The organism is Geoanaerobacter pelophilus (assembly GCF_018476885.1).
GTDB lineage: Bacteria > Desulfobacterota > Desulfuromonadia > Geobacterales > DSM-12255 > Geoanaerobacter > Geoanaerobacter pelophilus.
The window spans coordinates 493,314-511,187 of record NZ_JAHCVJ010000001.1 but is presented as its reverse complement, the minus strand read 5'-3'; the positions used below and the strand labels follow the sequence as shown (position 1 = coordinate 511,187).

At 52.4% G+C, this 17,874-nt stretch carries 17 protein-coding genes and 1 pseudogene; 8 read left to right on the top strand and 10 right to left on the bottom strand.

The window, feature by feature from the left end:
* Window positions 1-9 precede the first annotated feature (9 nt).
* The 3 genes from KI809_RS02390 to KI809_RS02380 are packed head-to-tail and all read left to right on the top strand — an operon-like array spanning window position 10 to window position 4,660.
* A complete protein-coding gene (locus tag KI809_RS02390; protein ID WP_214169910.1) occupies window positions 10-750 on the top strand; it encodes a hypothetical protein in 741 nt (246 codons plus the stop codon).
* On the top strand, window positions 728-4,336 hold the full coding sequence (locus KI809_RS02385; protein ID WP_214169909.1) for a conjugal transfer protein TraG N-terminal domain-containing protein: 3,609 nt from the start codon (window positions 728-730) through the stop codon (window positions 4,334-4,336). The genes KI809_RS02390 and KI809_RS02385 overlap by 23 nt, the downstream gene beginning before the upstream one ends.
* A gap of 3 nt (window positions 4,337-4,339) precedes the next feature.
* Window positions 4,340-4,660, top strand: coding sequence for a hypothetical protein (locus tag KI809_RS02380; RefSeq protein ID WP_214169908.1), 321 nt, complete (start codon window positions 4,340-4,342; stop codon window positions 4,658-4,660).
* Here the strand turns inward: KI809_RS02380 and KI809_RS02375 are convergent.
* The 6 genes from KI809_RS02375 to KI809_RS02350 form a co-directional block, all read right to left on the bottom strand.
* Entirely contained in the window at window positions 4,648-4,962 is a 315-nt protein-coding gene (locus KI809_RS02375) for a hypothetical protein (RefSeq protein ID WP_214169907.1), read from the bottom strand. The two genes, KI809_RS02380 and KI809_RS02375, sit on opposite strands and share 13 nt — an antisense overlap.
* Before the next feature lie 18 nt (window positions 4,963-4,980).
* Complete coding sequence (locus KI809_RS02370) at window positions 4,981-6,975, bottom strand: ATP-binding protein (protein WP_214169906.1); 1,995 nt, start codon at window positions 6,973-6,975, stop codon at window positions 4,981-4,983.
* Between the two features lie 12 nt (window positions 6,976-6,987).
* Window positions 6,988-9,636 (bottom strand): DEAD/DEAH box helicase, encoded by a 2,649-nt coding sequence (locus KI809_RS02365; protein ID WP_214169905.1) that lies wholly within the window; start codon window positions 9,634-9,636, stop codon window positions 6,988-6,990.
* Window positions 9,637-9,646: 10 nt separating this feature from the next.
* Window positions 9,647-11,257 (bottom strand): site-specific DNA-methyltransferase, encoded by a 1,611-nt coding sequence (locus KI809_RS02360; protein ID WP_214169904.1) that lies wholly within the window; start codon window positions 11,255-11,257, stop codon window positions 9,647-9,649.
* A gap of 75 nt (window positions 11,258-11,332) precedes the next feature.
* Window positions 11,333-12,028, bottom strand: coding sequence for an RES family NAD+ phosphorylase (locus KI809_RS02355; protein ID WP_214169903.1), 696 nt, complete (start codon window positions 12,026-12,028; stop codon window positions 11,333-11,335).
* A 3-nt stretch (window positions 12,029-12,031) separates the two neighbouring features.
* Window positions 12,032-12,439, bottom strand: coding sequence for an antitoxin Xre/MbcA/ParS toxin-binding domain-containing protein (locus KI809_RS02350; RefSeq protein ID WP_214169902.1), 408 nt, complete (start codon window positions 12,437-12,439; stop codon window positions 12,032-12,034).
* A gap of 218 nt (window positions 12,440-12,657) precedes the next feature.
* On the opposite strand from KI809_RS02350, the gene KI809_RS02345 reads away from it, so the two are divergent.
* The 3 genes from KI809_RS02345 to KI809_RS02335 are packed head-to-tail and all read left to right on the top strand — an operon-like array spanning window position 12,658 to window position 14,364.
* Entirely contained in the window at window positions 12,658-13,308 is a 651-nt protein-coding gene (locus KI809_RS02345; protein ID WP_214169901.1) for a type IV toxin-antitoxin system AbiEi family antitoxin domain-containing protein, read from the top strand.
* Window positions 13,308-14,177, top strand: a complete 870-nt coding sequence (locus KI809_RS02340; protein WP_214169900.1) for a nucleotidyl transferase AbiEii/AbiGii toxin family protein — start codon at window positions 13,308-13,310, stop codon at window positions 14,175-14,177. The genes KI809_RS02345 and KI809_RS02340 overlap by 1 nt, the downstream gene beginning before the upstream one ends.
* A 22-nt stretch (window positions 14,178-14,199) precedes the next feature.
* Complete coding sequence (locus KI809_RS02335; RefSeq protein WP_214169899.1) at window positions 14,200-14,364, top strand: hypothetical protein; 165 nt, start codon at window positions 14,200-14,202, stop codon at window positions 14,362-14,364.
* 6 nt (window positions 14,365-14,370) lie between these two features.
* Here KI809_RS02335 and KI809_RS02330 read toward each other — a convergent pair whose 3' ends face one another.
* Window positions 14,371-14,598, bottom strand: a complete 228-nt coding sequence (locus KI809_RS02330; RefSeq protein ID WP_214169898.1) for a DUF2188 domain-containing protein — start codon at window positions 14,596-14,598, stop codon at window positions 14,371-14,373.
* A 168-nt stretch (window positions 14,599-14,766) separates the two neighbouring features.
* On the opposite strand from KI809_RS02330, the gene KI809_RS02325 reads away from it, so the two are divergent.
* Window positions 14,767-15,903, top strand: coding sequence for a helix-turn-helix domain-containing protein (locus KI809_RS02325; RefSeq protein ID WP_214169897.1), 1,137 nt, complete (start codon window positions 14,767-14,769; stop codon window positions 15,901-15,903).
* Window positions 15,884-16,405: a hypothetical protein gene (locus KI809_RS02320; protein WP_214169896.1), complete on the top strand. Its 522-nt coding sequence runs from the start codon at window positions 15,884-15,886 to the stop codon at window positions 16,403-16,405. Before KI809_RS02325 ends, KI809_RS02320 begins: the two co-directional genes overlap by 20 nt.
* Window positions 16,406-16,481: 76 nt before the next feature.
* Here the strand turns inward: KI809_RS02320 and KI809_RS02315 are convergent, their stop codons facing one another.
* The 3 genes and pseudogenes from KI809_RS02315 to KI809_RS02305 form a co-directional block, all read right to left on the bottom strand.
* Window positions 16,482-16,619 (bottom strand): hypothetical protein, encoded by a 138-nt coding sequence (locus tag KI809_RS02315; protein ID WP_160295206.1) that lies wholly within the window; start codon window positions 16,617-16,619, stop codon window positions 16,482-16,484.
* 138 nt (window positions 16,620-16,757) lie between these two features.
* Window positions 16,758-17,132: pseudogene (gene radC / locus KI809_RS02310) on the bottom strand (RadC family protein); the annotation flags it as partial.
* 194 nt (window positions 17,133-17,326) lie between these two features.
* Window positions 17,327-17,842 (bottom strand): CHC2 zinc finger domain-containing protein, encoded by a 516-nt coding sequence (locus KI809_RS02305; RefSeq protein WP_214169894.1) that lies wholly within the window; start codon window positions 17,840-17,842, stop codon window positions 17,327-17,329.
* Window positions 17,843-17,874: the final 32 nt, after the last annotated feature.

Here is a 17,874-nt window from a genome sequence, read left to right as displayed (position 1 = left end):
GAGGACGCAGTGTCGAAGGATAGCAACAGCTCGCCGGATGTAATGCCGGTCCCCCAGAGTAACGAGATCCACCCACGAGGGCTCCTGGAGGCGATCTCCTACATCGATCAGAACTTCGCCAACGAACTGGGTGGCTGCATCATCAAGGCTCGTTTTCTGACCACCAAGCAGCGGCTTGAATTCATGGAGGTGGGATTCCGGAGTTCCTTTGCGTCAGGGATCGTCTCGGCGCTGCTGACCCCCGTGGCCATCGGTGTGATCGAGCAGTACATCCCCATGTTCGGTGATTCATCTCCCACCTTTTTCGACAAGTTCAGCGCTTTCCTGCTGGCTCTCGGTTTTTCGCTGGGGTATGCCATCTTCATGGCCAAGGCCTCCACCTGTTTCATCGGTGAGTACACCCGGGCGATGGTACTGAATCTCCTGGGCGGCATGGTCTTCGGCGCCATCGTCAAGGCGGTTCTGGCCTTCATCGCCTTCCACTTTCTCTATTTCAAGATCTTTACCGACAAGAACGTGCTGTGGGCGGTGGGTAAGCTCTATTACGCCAAGACTTCGCCCAGCACGGTCGCCTCGATCTACTACTGGGTGCAGGGTTTCAAGGGGATCTTTCTCATCTCCGCATACTTCGTATTGGTATCCACGGCAGTGTTTATCATCATCCCGATTGTTGCCATGCTGGTCGCCTGGCAGCGTAACCGCAAACTGATTGCCGCAGGAGTTGTGCATGTCGATACGGACAACTTCTAGTATTGCCATCACTGCACTGTTGCTGCTGATTCCATCCCTGGCAATGGCCCTGGACATGGAATTCTATGTCTGGGGCGGTCACGACGCGGTGGTGAATGCCTTCAGCAAGCTGGCGTTGATCTTCGGCGACAACGCCTACAAGTCGCTCTATTTCGTGGTCATCACCGCCGGGCTCTTCTTCGGCGGGGTGACGGTTTTTGCCAAATCGCTTGGTACCGCCAACGGTTCGGTCATGACCTGGATCGTGCCAACCATGATCGGCATCATGGTCTATCTTGCCCTGGTCGTCCCCAAGGGAACCATCCATGTCTATGATCCGATCTTCAATAAAAATCAGCCGGTCGGTGGCATCCCGGATGGGGTGGTTGCAGTGGCCGGCATCCTGAACAAGATCGAACGGGGCCTGGTGGATATCGTCACCACTGCCGGAGATCCCCTGAATTATCAGACTCAGGCTGGTGGTAAAGGATTCCTGGGGCTCGCCCAGCTCACCAGCATTCCCCTGACGGCCATCGACAGCAATCTGGATGCCTCCATGCGGCGCTACGTCAGGGACTGCGTCTCCTATGCGCTGATGAATCCCAATGCCGGGCTCACCGTGGATGAACTCCGTAAGACAACCACCAATTTTGTCGGTTCCCTGGACAAGGCGGTAAATCCCGCCATCTGGACGGTCTACTATGATGCTGCCAACCCGCAGGGGCAGGCTCTCACCTGTACCGACTCCTGGACCAGCATCAAAGCGGCGCTCACCCCGGCCAATCTGGGGAAGAACATCGAATCGGTTTGCGCGAATCTCGGCTATGACGTGACCGACGCTGCCGCCATGATCCAGTGCAAGACGGTTCTCAACAACGTCAACGCGGGGACCGGTCTGGGAGCGGCAAGCATTGATGATTTCCTGAAGCAGGCCTACATCTCCCAGCGACTGGAGGAGATCTTTCGCAGCGGCAATGCTGCCGGCGCCACCAACTACCAGTTCCTGCTCAATGCCTCCGGGGCCATGAAGTCTGCCAACGAATGGCTGCCGATTCTGAAAGCTGCGCTTACTGCCATCGCGGTTGGATTGTTGCCGTTCCTGGCGTTGTTCATTCCAACGCCACTGATCGGCAAGGCCGTCGGGATCATCGCCGGCTTCTTCATCTGGTTGACCGCCTGGGGTGTTACCGACGCCATCGTCCACCAGTTTGCCGTGGACTATGCCAATCGGGCCTATGAGATGGTGCGGCAGAACAAACTGGGCATGGATGCCCTCTACTTCTTCCCTGACCAGACCGTGAAGATCCTCGGCATGTTCGGAACACTTCGAATGAGCGGGATGATGCTGGCGACGGTTATCACCGGTATGTTGATCAAGTTCGGCGGTCATGCCATGGCAATGATGGCCGGAGGGATGGTCAGCCAGGTTCAGTCCGCAGGCAACCGGGCGACACATGAGGTTGAAGATCCTGCCGGCAGAGCTTCGGCCATGCAGCGCAATGTCACCGCTATGCCGACCCAGGCGTGGAGCAACGAGCATAGTTTCCAGGCCAGGCAGGCGCAGTCATTGGTTGGAATGTCCGGTAAGACGACCGCTTCCAGCGACATGATCCGGGATTTCGGAATGGAGTTTTCGAGCAGGATATCTGCTGACAGCGAGATTGGCAGGTCAATCGGTTTCGGTGGTAGCGGCAGGGCAATGCGTGAAGGCGGTCTCTCGTCATCGTATGAACTGAAATCGTTCGATGGCCGGCTGGGACTCGACAAGTCTGCTGCGACCAAGGATGTGGTTTCCGGCAGCTATGGCGGCGATACTATGGCCTTTGCCAAGATGGGAGTCGCCAATGACCGGGCCTTGGCAAATGTTTTTGGCTCCGGTGAAAACTACGCCGGGTTCCTGACCGCCAACATGGACAAAAATGTCGGACAGCTGCAGGGAGAGATGGGAGCCTACGCTGCAGCCAGGTCTCTCGGGTTCAATGGGAACTGGCGGGAGTTCAACGCCATGCGGTCAGAGGTTACCGCCCTGGGGGATTTTGCCAATGCTGATGCGGTGAACAAGATCGCCGATACCTACGGGATCTCATCCGGGCAGCTCATGCAGATGAACGCCCAGTTCCAGCAAGGCAAGCACGCCTCTGAGGTAACCGGACTTTCCGATCAGCTGGGTGGTCCGGTAGCTGCCGGCACGGAAGCTGGCCGTGTCGTAGCAACGGAGACCGGGGGTAAGATTCAGGGGATCTATGCAGGCGGTGGTTACGACAACTACCAACGGCTCACCAGCAATGATGTTTCAGGGAGGATTGCCCGCAATCAGCTGGTTCACGCGGCAGCGGATCAGATGGTTGGCAGGATTGCGCCGCAACTCAAGAACGATCCAGAGATGTACCAGAACGGCCACTTGACTGAACGGGGCTTTGCCGAGATGCAGAAGGCGATGGAAGGTCAGAATATCAACTTCACGACAGCTGACGGCAAGAGTGCGGTCAATGTCGGCATGGATGGCGGGATCGTCAATTCGTCTGATTCCGGTACCGTTGCCAAGGGTGATAAGGGACAGGCACTCGAACTGCAGAAGCAGCTTCGCTCTGCCGGATTCCAGAGTGCTGCTGCTCATGTCGCCAAACTGTCCGGTCAGGCCTTCGACTACAAGGCGGATTATGACCGGAACGGTAACCTTGCCTCGTTTGCCGTTGACCAGGGTGGCCGGGTGCAGAAATTTGATCTCGGCCAGAGCAGAACCGGAACTGATATCGAGCGTCTTGATCGGAACGTGTCGACTACTGACAAGGGGATGCGTAAGACGGTTGGTGATTTCATCAAGACAGGCTATGAGAATCAGGCCCTGAATGTCTCGCGCAAGTCCGGCAGTTACATGGTCCAGGCCGGCGGCAAGCAGATGATGGTCAATGGTGACTGGTACTATGCCAAGAACGACAAGACCGGCAAGATGGAGGTGGTAGGCGGATCATTTTCCAACGGGCTTGACGGCAATGTCCTCATGTACGCCAAGGACAAGGAAGGCAACCTGCACTATTCGCAGGTCCAGGGCAAGATGGACAAGAGCGGAAACCTGATTGCCGGGCAGCGCTCCGAGATTACAGAAGATCAGTTTGTTCAGATGTCGCAGCAAGGTGCAGCGGTGGTCAGTACGAGATCTGGTGGTGGGATTACCGGTAATATTCGAGCTGATGGCGGGGTCAAGGCGGATTATTCGAATTCACAGGTGGTCGGAACAAGAGTTGAGTCCAAGCAGAATCTGGCCGGGAGTGCAGCAACTCAGGAATTCAGGGATGGCCGTTCAATTGATGCAGGTACTGCCGCTACTGCGATTGCCGTTGGACAGGGAGCGTTGCATGAGACTGCGGGCGTTGTTGGAGACTTTACCACTGTAACTGCTCCCAATCGCTCAATGATTAAAAATAGAGAAGCAAAAGAAGCTGCAGCAGCAAAAGCTGAAGAGGTTACTGTTCGTGATTCGGCAAGAGTTATGGAAAATCGGGTTCAACAGCAAACGCAGAGAACCGAGAAAATTCTTCAGCAACAGAGCAAGACATCGAATTTACCAAAAGGCCCTGGGCCGGCACCGCTCAGGAGAGGAAAATAGGCAATGATGGGAAAGAAGATATTACTGGTCAATGACGGGATCATCGCTATTGTCAGTGAAGATTTTAGTAATCGAGAAAAGGTAGGGAATTCTGAAATTAAGCTTGCTCTTGCTGATTTTGGAGCAACCTTGACATTGGAGGGATATCAGTTCTGTTTGCCAAGTGATGTCTTAACACATTTGGAAAAGACGGATGGAGCAAACATCTATTTCTATGAGTCGTCACCGTATGATCTGATAGCCGAATATCAAGGTTGCATTTCCCTCGATAGAGACGAAATATTGAAGCTGAAAGGAGCTTTGGAATATAGTCAGCGTTTGTGATGATCGCTGTTATAGAGAAACCAGTATCGCCACTCCTCATCACTATTGTAGTTACTTGATCTTTTATCCGTACATACAAATCCGTATTTCAGGAGTGGCCAAAGGGGAAGCCCTCTCATTGCCCCAGCAAATAAACGAACAGGCACTCGATCCAGGCAGATGAAAAAAAGAGCAGGCGATGCGATGCCTGCAGTCCAGTACCAGAAGGATTTGATGAAGAATAGGCCAACGATTGCACCTGCAACTATTGCCGGCAGGATACTGACTAATGTTGCCAATAGAAGAGCTTTCGTTTTGTACATAAATTCACCTTTTTAAAATTAACTGCCTATCCCAAGCTTTTCAAAGAAGGCCTTATGCCGCTGTTTTGCATCTAGGACGATCTTGTCAAAGGCAACAAGCTCGACGTGAGCGTTATGATTCCGGTTATACGTATAATAACCAAGCTCTCCCTGGAGAGCTGCATAGTTGCCGTTCTCAGCAAACTCTTTGACTTGCGGAGTTAGGTCACATATTGCATAGCAATAGAAACGGGTGGTATCGTTTACTGTAACTTGTCTTCCGTTTGGCAACCATACGCCATTTTTCCGAATTTCTCGCACGTACCGAAATAACTGTTTTGTGGGGTCTTCGTCAAAGTTCGTTCGCTGGGGCTTCTTGAATTCAATCAGCGAAATTGCCCTCGCCATTCGATCATCTCCGACCTCCGAGAACACAACCACGTCGGGACGTTCTTCGCTGCTGGATGTAGTAATGTCACACAAGCGCTTGTCAGATGCGGCTAAAGAATGGAAAGCAAGTAATTCGTCAATTAGCCATAAGTTGTGATTCTCGTAACCGATAGTGTCCGTATCGGTTTTGCGCGGAAAAACGATGTCGTGAACAATATCTTCATTGCAGTATTTACGATCCGAATTCAGGCATAGCTTCTTATCCAGCAGGTCAATAATCATTTTGCGAAATAGCACATAACCAGCCAATTGATCCTTCTGTAAATCCTCTAACTTTTCTGTAAGTTCCTTGTACTGAACGTCAATTTCCTCAACGCTCTTAGCCTGAGTTCGCAATAACTTGTCGCTATTTTTCCTGATTTCATATTCCGCCTTACCCTTATATGCATAAAGGGTTTGGGTCATCTTCTCCTCAGTGGTGTTAACCTCGATTTCCTTCATGGCCTCCGGGCAATACTTCACTACTGACCGCAGCATGGGGGCTTGATTCTGGAGAAATTTAGAGACTTTTTCAGCCTTCTGCTTTTCGACCGATTCAATCACTGGGGCAAGATGGGTCCGAGTCCGTTGCACCGCTTCCTGCTCTATCTGCTCCATTGAGATTTCATCACTGCTGTAAAGGTTATTCTTGTCAGGGATATTGAATTCCTGGCGGTATTCATCAACATTTGCATCAAGGAAGGGAGAGGTAATATAGGCCGAGTAAAAGAACTTTTTACCGTCGTCGTCAAACTGGACGGAAGTCCCCAAAAGGCTTCCAATGGAACGGTTTTTCACATCCCTGCCATCGGCGCAATAAACGAGCTGATGGGCTTTCTCGTGGGTTTCATAGAGACGAATATGGTACATGGTGAAAGACGAATCGCGAACGCTGAAATCCTCAGTAACGATATGGCCTTTTATCTTATTGTAAAGGTCGTGCAGGTTGATTAGCACACCATCCCAATCGTCTATTATCTTTATTGTTGGAGCGCGGTCGCTGATAAACCTCGTAAGGCAATGCTCAAATATACGTTGAGCAATTTTGGGGGAAGATTTGAAAGCGCTCGGCAACTTCCGATATTCTTCTTTAAACCCGGTTAGCCGCACAATGGTATTGGCGTGATCAATGTTAAAGGGATGGGAAGTCAATTCACGAATACCGTCAGTAATAGTGAACTCTATATTTCGACCCGTGAGAGTGCCATCCGGGCTCAGGTAGATGCTCGTGATATCTACCCGTTCAAACGCCTTAAGCCATAGAAAACGCCCGACGCCTTTTCCGCCTTTGGCAATTTTATAGGTAGAATCTGCTGTTTGGAAAGATTCGTAGTTGTCGTTATTAAAGCCGATACCATTGTCTTCAATCTCGAAGCCGATAATATTGGGCAGAGAAGAATCTTCGTCATTGAATGCAAGGTTTCCTTGTCGCATATCCCGCCTGATGCGCACGGTAATAACACCTTGCCTTACATCGCCCATCTCTTCGATGGCTTGGATGGAGTTAACTACCGCTTCGAAAACTGGTAGTAACGCCTCAGTCTTAAAGGGACGGAGGTGGCGAATCTTCCCTGCAAGGCTAGTTTTAAGCATAGCATCCGGCATATTATTGTCCCCCTACAACTGCCCCAGTAACCCCAGCGCATCGGCCAGCTTGTGCGCCCCGTCGATCGGCTTGTTCTCGAACACCATGAAGTAGCGGAACTGCCTCCCTGCCTGTTTCTCCCAGGCATTGCTCAGTTTCAGCTTGCGAACAGAATCTGAGTTGTCCCGGTCGTCACCCTTGGTTTCCAGAATGATGATCTTGCCGGAAATTGTTCTGATGATGAAATCCGGGTAGTGGTTGATGAAGCCGTTGATCCTGAAGCCACTCTTCTCGATGTTGCGGTGCCAGAACTGGATATTCGGCAGGTTGGCAATGTCGTTGATGACCCGCTCTTCAAAGCCGTTGGCCTTTTTCTCGGACATATACAGGCTGTTGGCTATGGTCGGCCCCATCAGGTTCGGAGCGATAAACTCGGGAAGTTTGAAGCTGGGGGAGGTGACGATCTTTTCGGTTGTCAGCCAATCACCGAAGACTTTTTCACAGTAGTCCGTGGACAGCTCGCTGATCTTCTGCTTGATCTTGGCGACGTAGCTGTAATCCCGCTCAAGGCAGTCGTGCAGCTGCTCTGCCGTCAGACCTTCCATAATCCGCTTGATGTAGGCCAGAATCTCCCGGTCGGCGATGGGATACATATTGCCGATCATCTCGGCTAGACGGGCCGCCATGTTTTTCACCTGCGAGTCTCGCGGCAGGGATAGGATGTGAGCGTTCAGCAGCGCCTTCTGGCGGCTGTCGATCTTCTTGAAACTGGGACGGTAATCATCCTTGCCGGTCTGTTCCAGATCGACCCGGTACGCTTCCGCGTCGATCCCTTCAAAGTTGAGCGACGTATCGCAGGTGCTGAGGCGGAAATCCTTCAGCAGGTTTTCCTTCTCCAGCAGGGCCAGCTTCTCCGCTTCATCGAAGAAGCCTCCGGCAGGCACCTGGATAAAGAACTGCGGTATGGCAATTGCCCTGGCCTCTTCGAGGTAAATGCTCTTGATCGGGTATCGGTTCATTCTGGCTTCCAAGTCCGGCGAAAGTGATGAATCTGCATCCTTTGCTTTTTTGGTGAATTCCTGGTTGGCTTCCGTGGCGTGAGCGGTCAGTTGTTCCAGCGTCGTATCCGGTTCGACAGCAGGTTGTCCGGCTGATTCACTCTCAGTTGTCCCGCCATCGGCAACACATCCCTGTAACCGTTCGACATCGATCTCTTCCTCTACCGTCGGATATTCCGTCGTTGCAGGTGCTTCCGGAACAGCAGGGGGCGGCGGTGCGAACAGGTCCGGGTGGGCGGAGTCTGGAACTTTCGATTCCACGGCAGATTCCAGCACTGCCCGGTAATCCCGGTCGCTGAAACCGGCCCGGTTCAGCCCCTTGACCACTTTATCGAGCGTATCCATGAAACGGTTGGAGGCGGTGAACACATAGCTCATGTTCAACAGCGGTTCCTGATGAGCCACCACATGGGGCTGACGCAACACCCTGCCGACAACCTGCTCCACATCGACGGCAGACGACTTATCGGCCAGCGATGCCAGGATATAGGCGAACGGGCAATCCCACCCTTCCTTCAGGGCATTGACCGTGATGATGTAGCGTACCGGACAATCACGGCTCATCAGATCCACACCCTTCAGCTCATTGACATCTGCTGTCTTGATGGCGATTTGCGCTTCGGGGATCTTCAGCTTGACCAGCGTGGCCTTGATCTTCTGGAAGGTCTCCTTCTCCTCGCCGGTCTTCGGTTCGGCCTGGAAAAGGATAATCGGGCGGATGTACTTGCCGGTGATCTTCTCCTCGGCAATTGCCAGCGTTTCCAGCTTGCGCCGCAGCTGCAGGGAGTTGTTGACCACCTCAGTCTTGTCGGGCCGGTTGTAGACAATGACCGGCAGCTTGACCATGCACTCCTTCTTGAGCGCCAGGGCGTCCACGAAACTGACGATGTTGCTATTGTTGCGCGGGGTGGCGGTCAGATCGAGGATAAAGCTGGGCTTGAGGTTTACCAGCATTTCAACGGAAAGGTCGGACTCAGCATTATGGCTTTCATCCACAACCACGACCGGTCTTAGGGCACGGATGACGTTGATCAGGGCGGTCGGGTCGGCGCTCTCCAGCAGGTCGGCATCCAGCACATCGAAAGTTGCCAGGTTGCCGTTCTCCTGAAAAATCTTGCGGTCATCCTTGTTGCGGGCTCGCAGACTGTCAAAGCTCATCAGGATCAGGGAAAGCTGCCCCTGGATGGCGTCGGGAGAAAACCCGGCCCCCTGCAATAACGATTTCTTGCCGTAAATTTCAACGCGCCCCTTGAAATGGGTATTCAGCCGCTGCCGGTAGGGATGGGTCGGGTCGGCGAAGTTGCGTTCCGTCTGTTCCAGGATCGTCAGCGACGGCACCAGCCAGACCACCACGCGGGGCTGACCGGTCGATTCCGGTACCACAACGTCGAAGATCGGCTTGAGGGCATTGGCGGCCAGGAAGGTCTTGCCCCCGGCGGTCGGCACCTTCACGCAGACATGGGGAACACCGGGGACATTGTTCTTGTATGCTTCCATCCTGGTTGCACCACGGTCGTCCCAATAGGTGCGGAAGGCGGCCCGGATATCCTTGAGTTCCTCAAGATAGCTGAGGAAGTCGGTGAGGTCTTTGATGACGCGGCTTTGATAGTCTTTCAGTTCCATGGCTGTCCCGTCAAAACCGCGTAATGTCACGCGGGATTTTTTTGAAAATAATGCCGTGCTTGCGCAGCTGATCCTGCGACAGCAGGCAGTTGTCGGCATATACTACCAGTGTTGTTGGTCGCGCGTACTCTGTGAACCGGAGGCTGTTCAGAAATTCATAATCCAGCGCCGTTGCCCGATCCGGTTCGTAATGGAAGAGGTATGCAGCATCATTGGCCTGGCCGATATAGTACGGCGACATCTCGGAAAGTCCGTACTCCACACCTTCCGTATAAGCCACATAGCGCCTGATCTCTTCGACCGGAACGGCCTCGTTGAGATTACCGTCCTCATCGAACAGGGCCTCGCCGATGGTATAGTACTCGAAGCTGCCGCCAAGTCCGGCAACAACCTTGTTATCCTCGCCATAGCCACCCATGACCCGGCGTACCCTCTCGGCGGTAATGGTTTCGGCATAATCCATCATCTCGGTCAGGATGAAACGGCGATTCCCGCCATCCTGGGCATTCAGCTTCAGCACGGCATGAGCAGTGGTGCCGGAACCAGCGTAGGAATCGAGAACCGTATCGCCCGGATTAGTTGCAACCGAAAGGATTTTCTCTATCAGGGTTGTTGGTTTCGGCGTGATGAAATCAATCGCCTTGGAGTTATCGGAGAGGATGCCCCGGATTTCCTTCTTGGCTGCATCCGTATGACCGGCAAAGCTGTGCTCCCACCACGTTGCCGGAACAATGCCATCGTTTTTCAGCAGATGCTTGTACCGCTTGAAAGATGGTACTTTCCCTGTTCCGTCTTTGCCCCAGTAAATAAGACCCTCTGCAACATGCCGTTGGTATTCGTCCTGTGAATATGCCCAGACCCGTGTTCGTTTCGGCCAGATTTCTTCTCCGGTGTTCGGATTGGTAATTGGATAATACAGGTTCGGTCGCTCGTCAGCAGATTTGTTGCAAGTGTAATCGCTGTTTCTGAAAGTCCCTTTTTCATCCTCATTACGATACTGTCGGTCTTTCTCCTCAGTGCGGGGCAGCAGGTTCCGCTGCCACTGCTCGCTTTTCCGATAGACCAGAATATGGTCGTGCATCGGCGCTATAGTCTTGTGGTCATTGGCCACGGCATACTTTTTCTGCCACAACACATTGGCAACAAAGTTCCCCGAACCGAAAATCTCGTCCAATACCAACCGCAGATTGGCGACCTCGATATCGTCAATCGAAATCCAGATGCTCCCATTCAGCGCCAGCAGTCGATGCAGCAGTTTCAGACGCGGATACATCATGCAAAGCCACTTGTCATGCCGCGACAGGTCTTCACCTTCCTTGCCGACCACCTGATGCAGCCACTTCTGAATGCGCGGATCATTGACGTTGTCGTTGTACACCCAGCCTTCATTGCCGGTATTGTAGGGAGGATCGATGTAGATGCACTTCACACGCCCCTCGAACTCTGGCAGCAGCGCCTTCAATGCCTCCAAATTGTCGCCGTGGATTATCCGGTTGCCAGTCGAGTTGGCCGGCGTCCCTTCCGGCGCGGTATGCACATACTCACGCCGTAGGGTCTTGAACGGAACCTCGTGGTGATGCTTGACGACTTTATCTTTTCCTATCCAGTGCAGGGTTGGCATGAATTGTCTCGTTTGAAATCAGTGATATATAGCTGTATCTCTCAACCAATACTATAATGTGCCATAACAGCCGTGTTACACAGCAGCCGGTCGTATCTCCATAATAATTTCGCCGGGCAACCGTTCTACAGATACCGACTGCCTTTCAGGATAACACCGATACGTCAGGTAACAATGATTCCTGGGGTTGCTGAGAATAGAGGGAGTAAACGATGCCAGGTTGGTGCCTTTGCATCGAGCGGAAGGTGCCAATAGTCCTGGATGCCCCTCGCTATGCAGCCGCTCGCCAATCTGGTGGGTAAGGCTGTAATCCTGTGCAACCAAGCCGGGGAAGTGTTTCTCTTTCCCGCGCAAATCAATCAGCACTGCCCGACCATGGACGAGATAAACGGCGCGTTCCCGGATGACGGGGCCTTTAATGCCTTCGACCCGCAGTTCTTCCCGGATCATATGGTGTGCCGTTTCATGGATCGTGGTTTCCAATTCCAGTGAACCATACCAGACGCCAAACGCTCCATTCCCATAACGGCTGGACAAGTAGGGATCGGTCTCGAAGGGGTAGCCGATTGCGGTGGTATAATGAAAACCCCGCTTGATTAGTCCGGTCGGTATTTCGGTCTTTACCCGCATCTCTGCTGTAATGGCCACTTCGCTCGAATATTCGTCACCGTCAGTCAAATCTGAAAATAGATCGACCGACTCGCGCAAGGATACAATGTTGCGAAAAAGGTCATCGTTGAAATCGCAGGTTTTGTCGAATAGACACGGCATGAATCAGCGCCCACGGTAGAAATCGAGGTAGCGGGCTACCTTGGCGATGCCGATGATTCCCTGTTCCTTCATGACAGCAAGTGGGGTAAGGTTGTCAAAAGCCGTGTTCCGCCGGGAAACCCATGAATAGCGGATATCTTCATTCTGCGGGTAGAGAAGCCGCAGCGCCTTGTGAATGGCCAGGAGCCAGCCGACACGGTCCAGAATGTCGCGGGTGCCGGGCAGCGCTTCTCCCTTGCCGTATTTTGCCAGCATGGCCCGGCTCTTGGGGCTCAGGCCCAACAGATCGAGCTGATCGGCGGTCGAAAGATCCCAGAGGTGGAATAGTTTGATGACCATCTTCGATAGTGCGCTTCGTGAATCGTCGGAAGTGAGGTCAATGTCGGCTGTTTTTGCGTGAGCAAGTGCCATTGGATAATCCCCCTTACATGGTTTTATAATATACATAATTTGTTTACTTGGCAACTGTGAAGGTGGAAAAATTCTAGCTGAAAATTGGAATGGATGCTTATAGTGAACAGGTAATATATTCTGATATATGCTATACAACAACATAGTATGTCTAATATATGTAGACATACTATGTTGTTAACTGATAAATTGTCGCTATCACTCAGGAGATGGTGATCATGACTAACAGCCTTCTGCTCAAGAGCATTCCCTACGAGGAGTTTGACTATCAGACTCTGTTGGATTCTGTCCACGGATATACACAGCCACGGATGAAGATTTCCGGCATGCTGGCCAAAGGGGATATAGTCCGCGTCAAGAAGGGGCTCTATATCCTAGGTGAGTCATTGCGCCGGAGGCCATTTTGTCGCGAACTGCTTGCCAATCTCATCTATGGTCCGGCCTATGTTTCCCTCGAATATGCGCTGCACTATCATGGCCTGACACCTGAACGGGTTGAGACGGTAACTTCGGTAACCTGTGGCCGCTCCCGGACTTTCGATTCGCCGGTCGGTACTTTTTCGTATCGAATGATCCCGATGGAAGCATTCCGTACCGGTATGGACCAGGTTGAACTGGATGATGGCCGTTCTTTTCTGATCGCCATTCCGGAAAAGGCTCTGGCAGACCGGATCGTTGCCGACCGGGGCGCCGGCATTTCAACGCAGAAGGAGTTGCATGAATATCTGCTGGCTGATCTACGCATCGACCCTGCAAATCTCCGTGGACTCGATCCGGCCCGACTTGCGGAAATCGCCAGGCACTACAGATCTCGCAGAGTGAAGCTGCTGGCCGATCTGATTACCCGTCTGAGTAAAGGAGCACGATAATGCATGAGGCGGTGACCCGCATGCTTGCCAAATATGAACCGAAGAGCGTTGACGATTCAGTCAGAGCACTACGGGAGATTATTCAGGAAGTGGCGCTGCTCGGACTCTGGCGGGCCAAGTTTTTTGAGCACGCCGCATTCTACGGCGGTACGGCTCTGCGCATCCTGTACGGACTCGACCGGTTTTCCGAGGATTTGGATTTCTCACTCCTGACGCCATCCCCCGATTTTAATCTGGCTCGGTACACGGCATCACTTGAGGAAGAACTCCTGGCATTCGGTTTCAATGTCCGGGTAGAGATGGTTGACAAGGCGGTGGAATCTGCGGTGCAGTCTGCATTCCTCAAGGCGAACACCCGTAATGAACTCCTGGTCATTGAGGCCGGTGAGGAACTTGCCGGTCAGGTTGCAGCCGGCCAGGTGCTGAAGGTGAAGATCGAGGTGGACACGGACCCACCGCCCGGTTTTAACACCTCGACCCGCTACCTGCTGCAACCAATCCCGTTTGCCGTCAGGAGCTATACACTCCCGGATCTCTTTGCCGGCAAGATGCATGCTATTTTGTACCGCAAATGGAAAAACCGGGTGAAAGGCCGCGACTGGTACGATTTTGTCTGGTATGCAGCTAATCATCCGCAGCTGAACCTTGCTCATCTTGAACAGCGGATGCGGCAGACCGGCCATTGGAACGGTGAAGCGCCATTATCTTCTGCGGCGTTTCGTGATCTGCTGTTCGATACCATCACCCGACTCGATGTAAATCAGGCGAGAAAAGACGTGGCGCCGTTCGTCAATGATCAGCAGATGCTTACTCTCTGGTCGCACGACTTCTTTCACGATGTTGCTGGCCGGATTCAAACTGAAGGATAAACTACGCATGGAGGTTTCTGAAATGAGTAATGAAGATCTGCTGGCAGCGCTCCAGGAGTTGCTGGAGGCATCCAGTGTCATGACCAGCGGCCAGCTGCCAAGCGCCAGCCAACTGGAACGATATCAGCGGGCACGCGAATGGGCGCAACGGCTCCTTGACCGCGAAGAGCGGGCAAAAAACGCGTGATGGCGGTTAACCTCTGGGTGGAAATGGGTCGTTACCGTGACTGTCTGCCCCGGATATTCTGCCGTTCTTGTTGTGGATGATGAACTCTGACTGCTGATTCTGGCTGATTGTTCTCCCCTGATTAATTGCTTCCCTCTTTGTCTCCGTGTGAACGGATACTCGCTGAGCTCCCGGTTTGACAACATCCCACCCGCCGTTTGAGTTCGGCACTACATGATGTTCTTTTCGTGACATGGCAATCTCCTTATTGTTTTTGCACCACATATGGTATCTCGCTAACAATTGAATTCAATATATTGTGTGGTATTCGCTTTGTCAATCAACAATATAATAATTTATTATATTGTTGACATGCAAGTATAATTTATTTATATTTTTACTTGACAGAAAGGGGGAAATTTAATGTCGAGATTGGAATTGGCTGAACGTCTCCGAAAGGCCCGCGAAGCGGTTGGCTTGTCGATTGGCGATGCAGCAACTCGTCTTGGTTTCACCAATTACCAGACACTGAGTAATATCGAAAAAGGTGATCGGGAGGTAAAGGCGAGCGAGTTGGCTCAATTTGCCAAAACGTATTTCTGTAACTTGAACAACCTGCTCATGGGGGATGATGTACCACAGCCAGCCGTGCATTTTCTCTGGCGCCGGGCTCCTTCCGAACGAAAAAGTGAAATAGAGGCATCGATAAAGCACAGATTCGAGGAGTACCATCTACTTGAAAAATTGCTCGGCCTGGTAGAAGAAGGATCTGGTCCTGTTATTTCCGTTTCACCGGCAGACATCCGCACCTACCATCAGGTTGATGCATTGGCCGCCAAGGTGAGTAACCTTCTCAACATGGGCAGCAGGCCTGCACTTTCATTGCAGAAGGTTATGGAGCAGATGCTCCGTACCAAAATTCTCTTTATCGAGTTGTCCGAGTTTGGTTCCGCTGCTTCAACGGTTCACCCTGAATTTGGCGCCGCCATCGTCGTTAATAGCGAAGAAGCACCATGGCGCATCAATTTCACTCTTGCCCACGAACTGTTCCATATCATCACCTGGAATACGTTCAACCCTTCGGATCTTGAGCAGGATGAAGCACTGTTCAAGGATATTGAGAAAAAGGCCGAGCGCTTTGCCTCGACTCTGCTCCTCCCGGAAAGTGCAGTTCGTGAAGAGTTGAATGCGCGGATAAAGGAACAAAAGCTTTCCTTTTCGGACATTGTCGACATTGCCCGGGAATTTGGCGTTTCAACACAGGCGTTGCTCTATCGAATGGCGAACATGCGTTTCATCGAATGGGAAAAAGCGAACGATCTGGCAAGAAACGATGAGCTTTTGATGATCGACCGGCGCATCAGAAGGGATGCTGACTACGAAACCCCCTCTTCGGAAAGATTCACACTGCTTGCAGTGAAATGTCTCCGCAAGGGATTGATTTCTCGTGGCAAGTTCTCAGAACTGCTTGATATTGATCGCGCTGATATTGATGAGTTTCTTGAATATCGGGGATTGAGCGAGGCGGAGGGCGAGTCGATTGAAATTATGGCTTCTTGATGCCGACGTTATCATCAAACTTCTCGAAATCGACGTTTTTGACCGACTTGTAGCCATGCATGACCTGCATGTTGCCTCAACGGTGGTAGATGAGGTCAAGTATTACCGCAGAGCTGGGCGGAAATTTCAGGTAGATTTTCGACAGCAGTATATTACCACTGGTCTCGTGACTGAAACCCTAGCAACTGCCGAAGAGATGCAGGAGGTTCTCCGCCGGCTGCCGCTGTTGCGACAACAGGGTGTCCACGCTGGCGAGATTGAATCACTTGCCGTTCTGGTCAGACAGGAAGATCTCACCCTCTGTACATTCGATGCCGCGGCAATAAGGACTTTGCCATTTCTGGACGTGACTGAACGTGCGGTTTCGGCGGAGCGTCTATTGCGAACGTCTGGATTGACCCTGTCACCGGGATTTAAGCTTGATCCCAGGTTGAGTGAAGAATACTTCAGATCGAATGTTGATCAGGGGTTACGGGAGTTTGTTTATTCACGCGCCACCTGAGTCGATACACATAAATAAAAAGGCGACCACAAGGGCCGCCTCTATCCAGGCCGGACGGGTATCCGGCCTGAAGATGCTAGTAGGGTTTCACTCCCGAAATGATGGCAAGAACCTCGAACTCGCCTCCTGACAAATCATTCTTCATCAGTGCCTTCTCGAATTCCTCCCATGACAGCGTGAATTCCCTACCGTTAATGCGTGCGCGAACTGACATGACTCTCTCCCCCTTATCGATGTGATGGTGGCCCAAAAGGGCTCCCTGCAACCACCGTCGGGACGGTGACTCCAGGGAACCCTTTTGAACCGGGGGAAGAGTCGAGGGAGGGCGCACGAAGCGCCACTCCCTCTCTATCTACAGATATCCTTTTTCGACAAAACTCATGAAATCGTCATCGCCGACGATGATATGATCCAGCACCCTGATACCAAGGATGTCACCGCTCTCCTTGAGACGCGTGGTGATGGCAATATCTTCCTTACTGGGAGTCGGGTCACCCGTCGGATGGTTATGCACAAGGAGGATGGCTGCCGCATTGGACAGGCATGCCGTCTTGAACACCTCCCGGGGATGCACGATTGCCTGGTTGAGTGATCCGATTGATACCCGGTCGAAACAGACGATCCGGTTCTTGCCGTCCAAATGCAGAACAACAAAATGCTCCTTCGTCTCCCGCCGGAGATTCCGGAACATTTCAAATACCTGCTCTGGTTTCGTGAAACGCAGCGATACCCACTCAGGGGCATCGTCGCGCACGACCTCGTTGCGGTAACGGGCCTCGATAGACCTCACCATGATTCGTTTGGTGACCGGTGGTACCGGTTCACCGAATAGATTAAAGTTCATGTCCACCTCCGAAAATATTGAGGGCGGACTCCCCCTCAGGGGCAGTGGTCGCCCCCATAGGGTTGATAGTTATAGGTTTAGGTCTGGAGCGCCAGCACGGCCTCCCGAAAGGTCACGCCATCAAGTTCCATCGTGGCACTGATGGAATCCCATGTCCGGTTACAGACGAAACAGTGGACATGATTCTCGTACAGCGCCATGGATGGATTGCTATCTTTGTGAAACGGACAGCAACGGTGTTTTCCTTTGGGGAAGTCTATAATGCTGGTTATGGGATACTGCCGGGCCTGCTCTATCATCTCAGGGGTGATCTTGCCAGCTACCGGTCGCGCTTCCTTGCCGTTGACATGGTTAAGCAGAGCTGTTGCCTCCAGCTTCAGAGGTCGCAACTCCTTCTCCTGGTCATTGATTAAGGATGCAATAAGAGCCTTTGTCAGCGGGTTGGAACTTCGTTCGATCCGCTGTTGGGCTCCCCATATTTCACGCTCCAGATGTTTGATTTGCGGTTGCAGGAAGGCAAGCCGGCGCATGATCGCATAGCGTTCCGGTACGCCGAATTCCTTCGCCGCAGAGATGACGGTTTTCACGGTCATCCTTCTCGAACCTCCTGTCGTGTGAGGGCCTA

Coding starts and splice junctions, on each gene's coding strand:
- KI809_RS02340 (WP_214169900.1), top strand. CDS start 13,308: ATGCATGAGGCGGTGACCCGCATGCTTGCCAAATATGAACCGAAGAGC.
- KI809_RS02360 (WP_214169904.1), bottom strand. CDS start 11,257: ATGCCAACCCTGCACTGGATAGGAAAAGATAAAGTCGTCAAGCATCAC.
- KI809_RS02355 (WP_214169903.1), bottom strand. CDS start 12,028: ATGCCGTGTCTATTCGACAAAACCTGCGATTTCAACGATGACCTTTTT.
- KI809_RS02375 (WP_214169907.1), bottom strand. CDS start 4,962: ATGTACAAAACGAAAGCTCTTCTATTGGCAACATTAGTCAGTATCCTG.
- KI809_RS02345 (WP_214169901.1), top strand. CDS start 12,658: ATGACTAACAGCCTTCTGCTCAAGAGCATTCCCTACGAGGAGTTTGAC.
- KI809_RS02330 (WP_214169898.1), bottom strand. CDS start 14,598: ATGTCACGAAAAGAACATCATGTAGTGCCGAACTCAAACGGCGGGTGG.
- KI809_RS02385 (WP_214169909.1), top strand. CDS start 728: ATGTCGATACGGACAACTTCTAGTATTGCCATCACTGCACTGTTGCTG.
- KI809_RS02370 (WP_214169906.1), bottom strand. CDS start 6,975: ATGCCGGATGCTATGCTTAAAACTAGCCTTGCAGGGAAGATTCGCCAC.
- KI809_RS02325 (WP_214169897.1), top strand. CDS start 14,767: ATGTCGAGATTGGAATTGGCTGAACGTCTCCGAAAGGCCCGCGAAGCG.
- KI809_RS02305 (WP_214169894.1), bottom strand. CDS start 17,842: ATGACCGTGAAAACCGTCATCTCTGCGGCGAAGGAATTCGGCGTACCG.
- KI809_RS02335 (WP_214169899.1), top strand. CDS start 14,200: ATGAGTAATGAAGATCTGCTGGCAGCGCTCCAGGAGTTGCTGGAGGCA.
- KI809_RS02315 (WP_160295206.1), bottom strand. CDS start 16,619: ATGTCAGTTCGCGCACGCATTAACGGTAGGGAATTCACGCTGTCATGG.
- KI809_RS02365 (WP_214169905.1), bottom strand. CDS start 9,636: ATGGAACTGAAAGACTATCAAAGCCGCGTCATCAAAGACCTCACCGAC.
- KI809_RS02380 (WP_214169908.1), top strand. CDS start 4,340: ATGATGGGAAAGAAGATATTACTGGTCAATGACGGGATCATCGCTATT.
- KI809_RS02350 (WP_214169902.1), bottom strand. CDS start 12,439: ATGGCACTTGCTCACGCAAAAACAGCCGACATTGACCTCACTTCCGAC.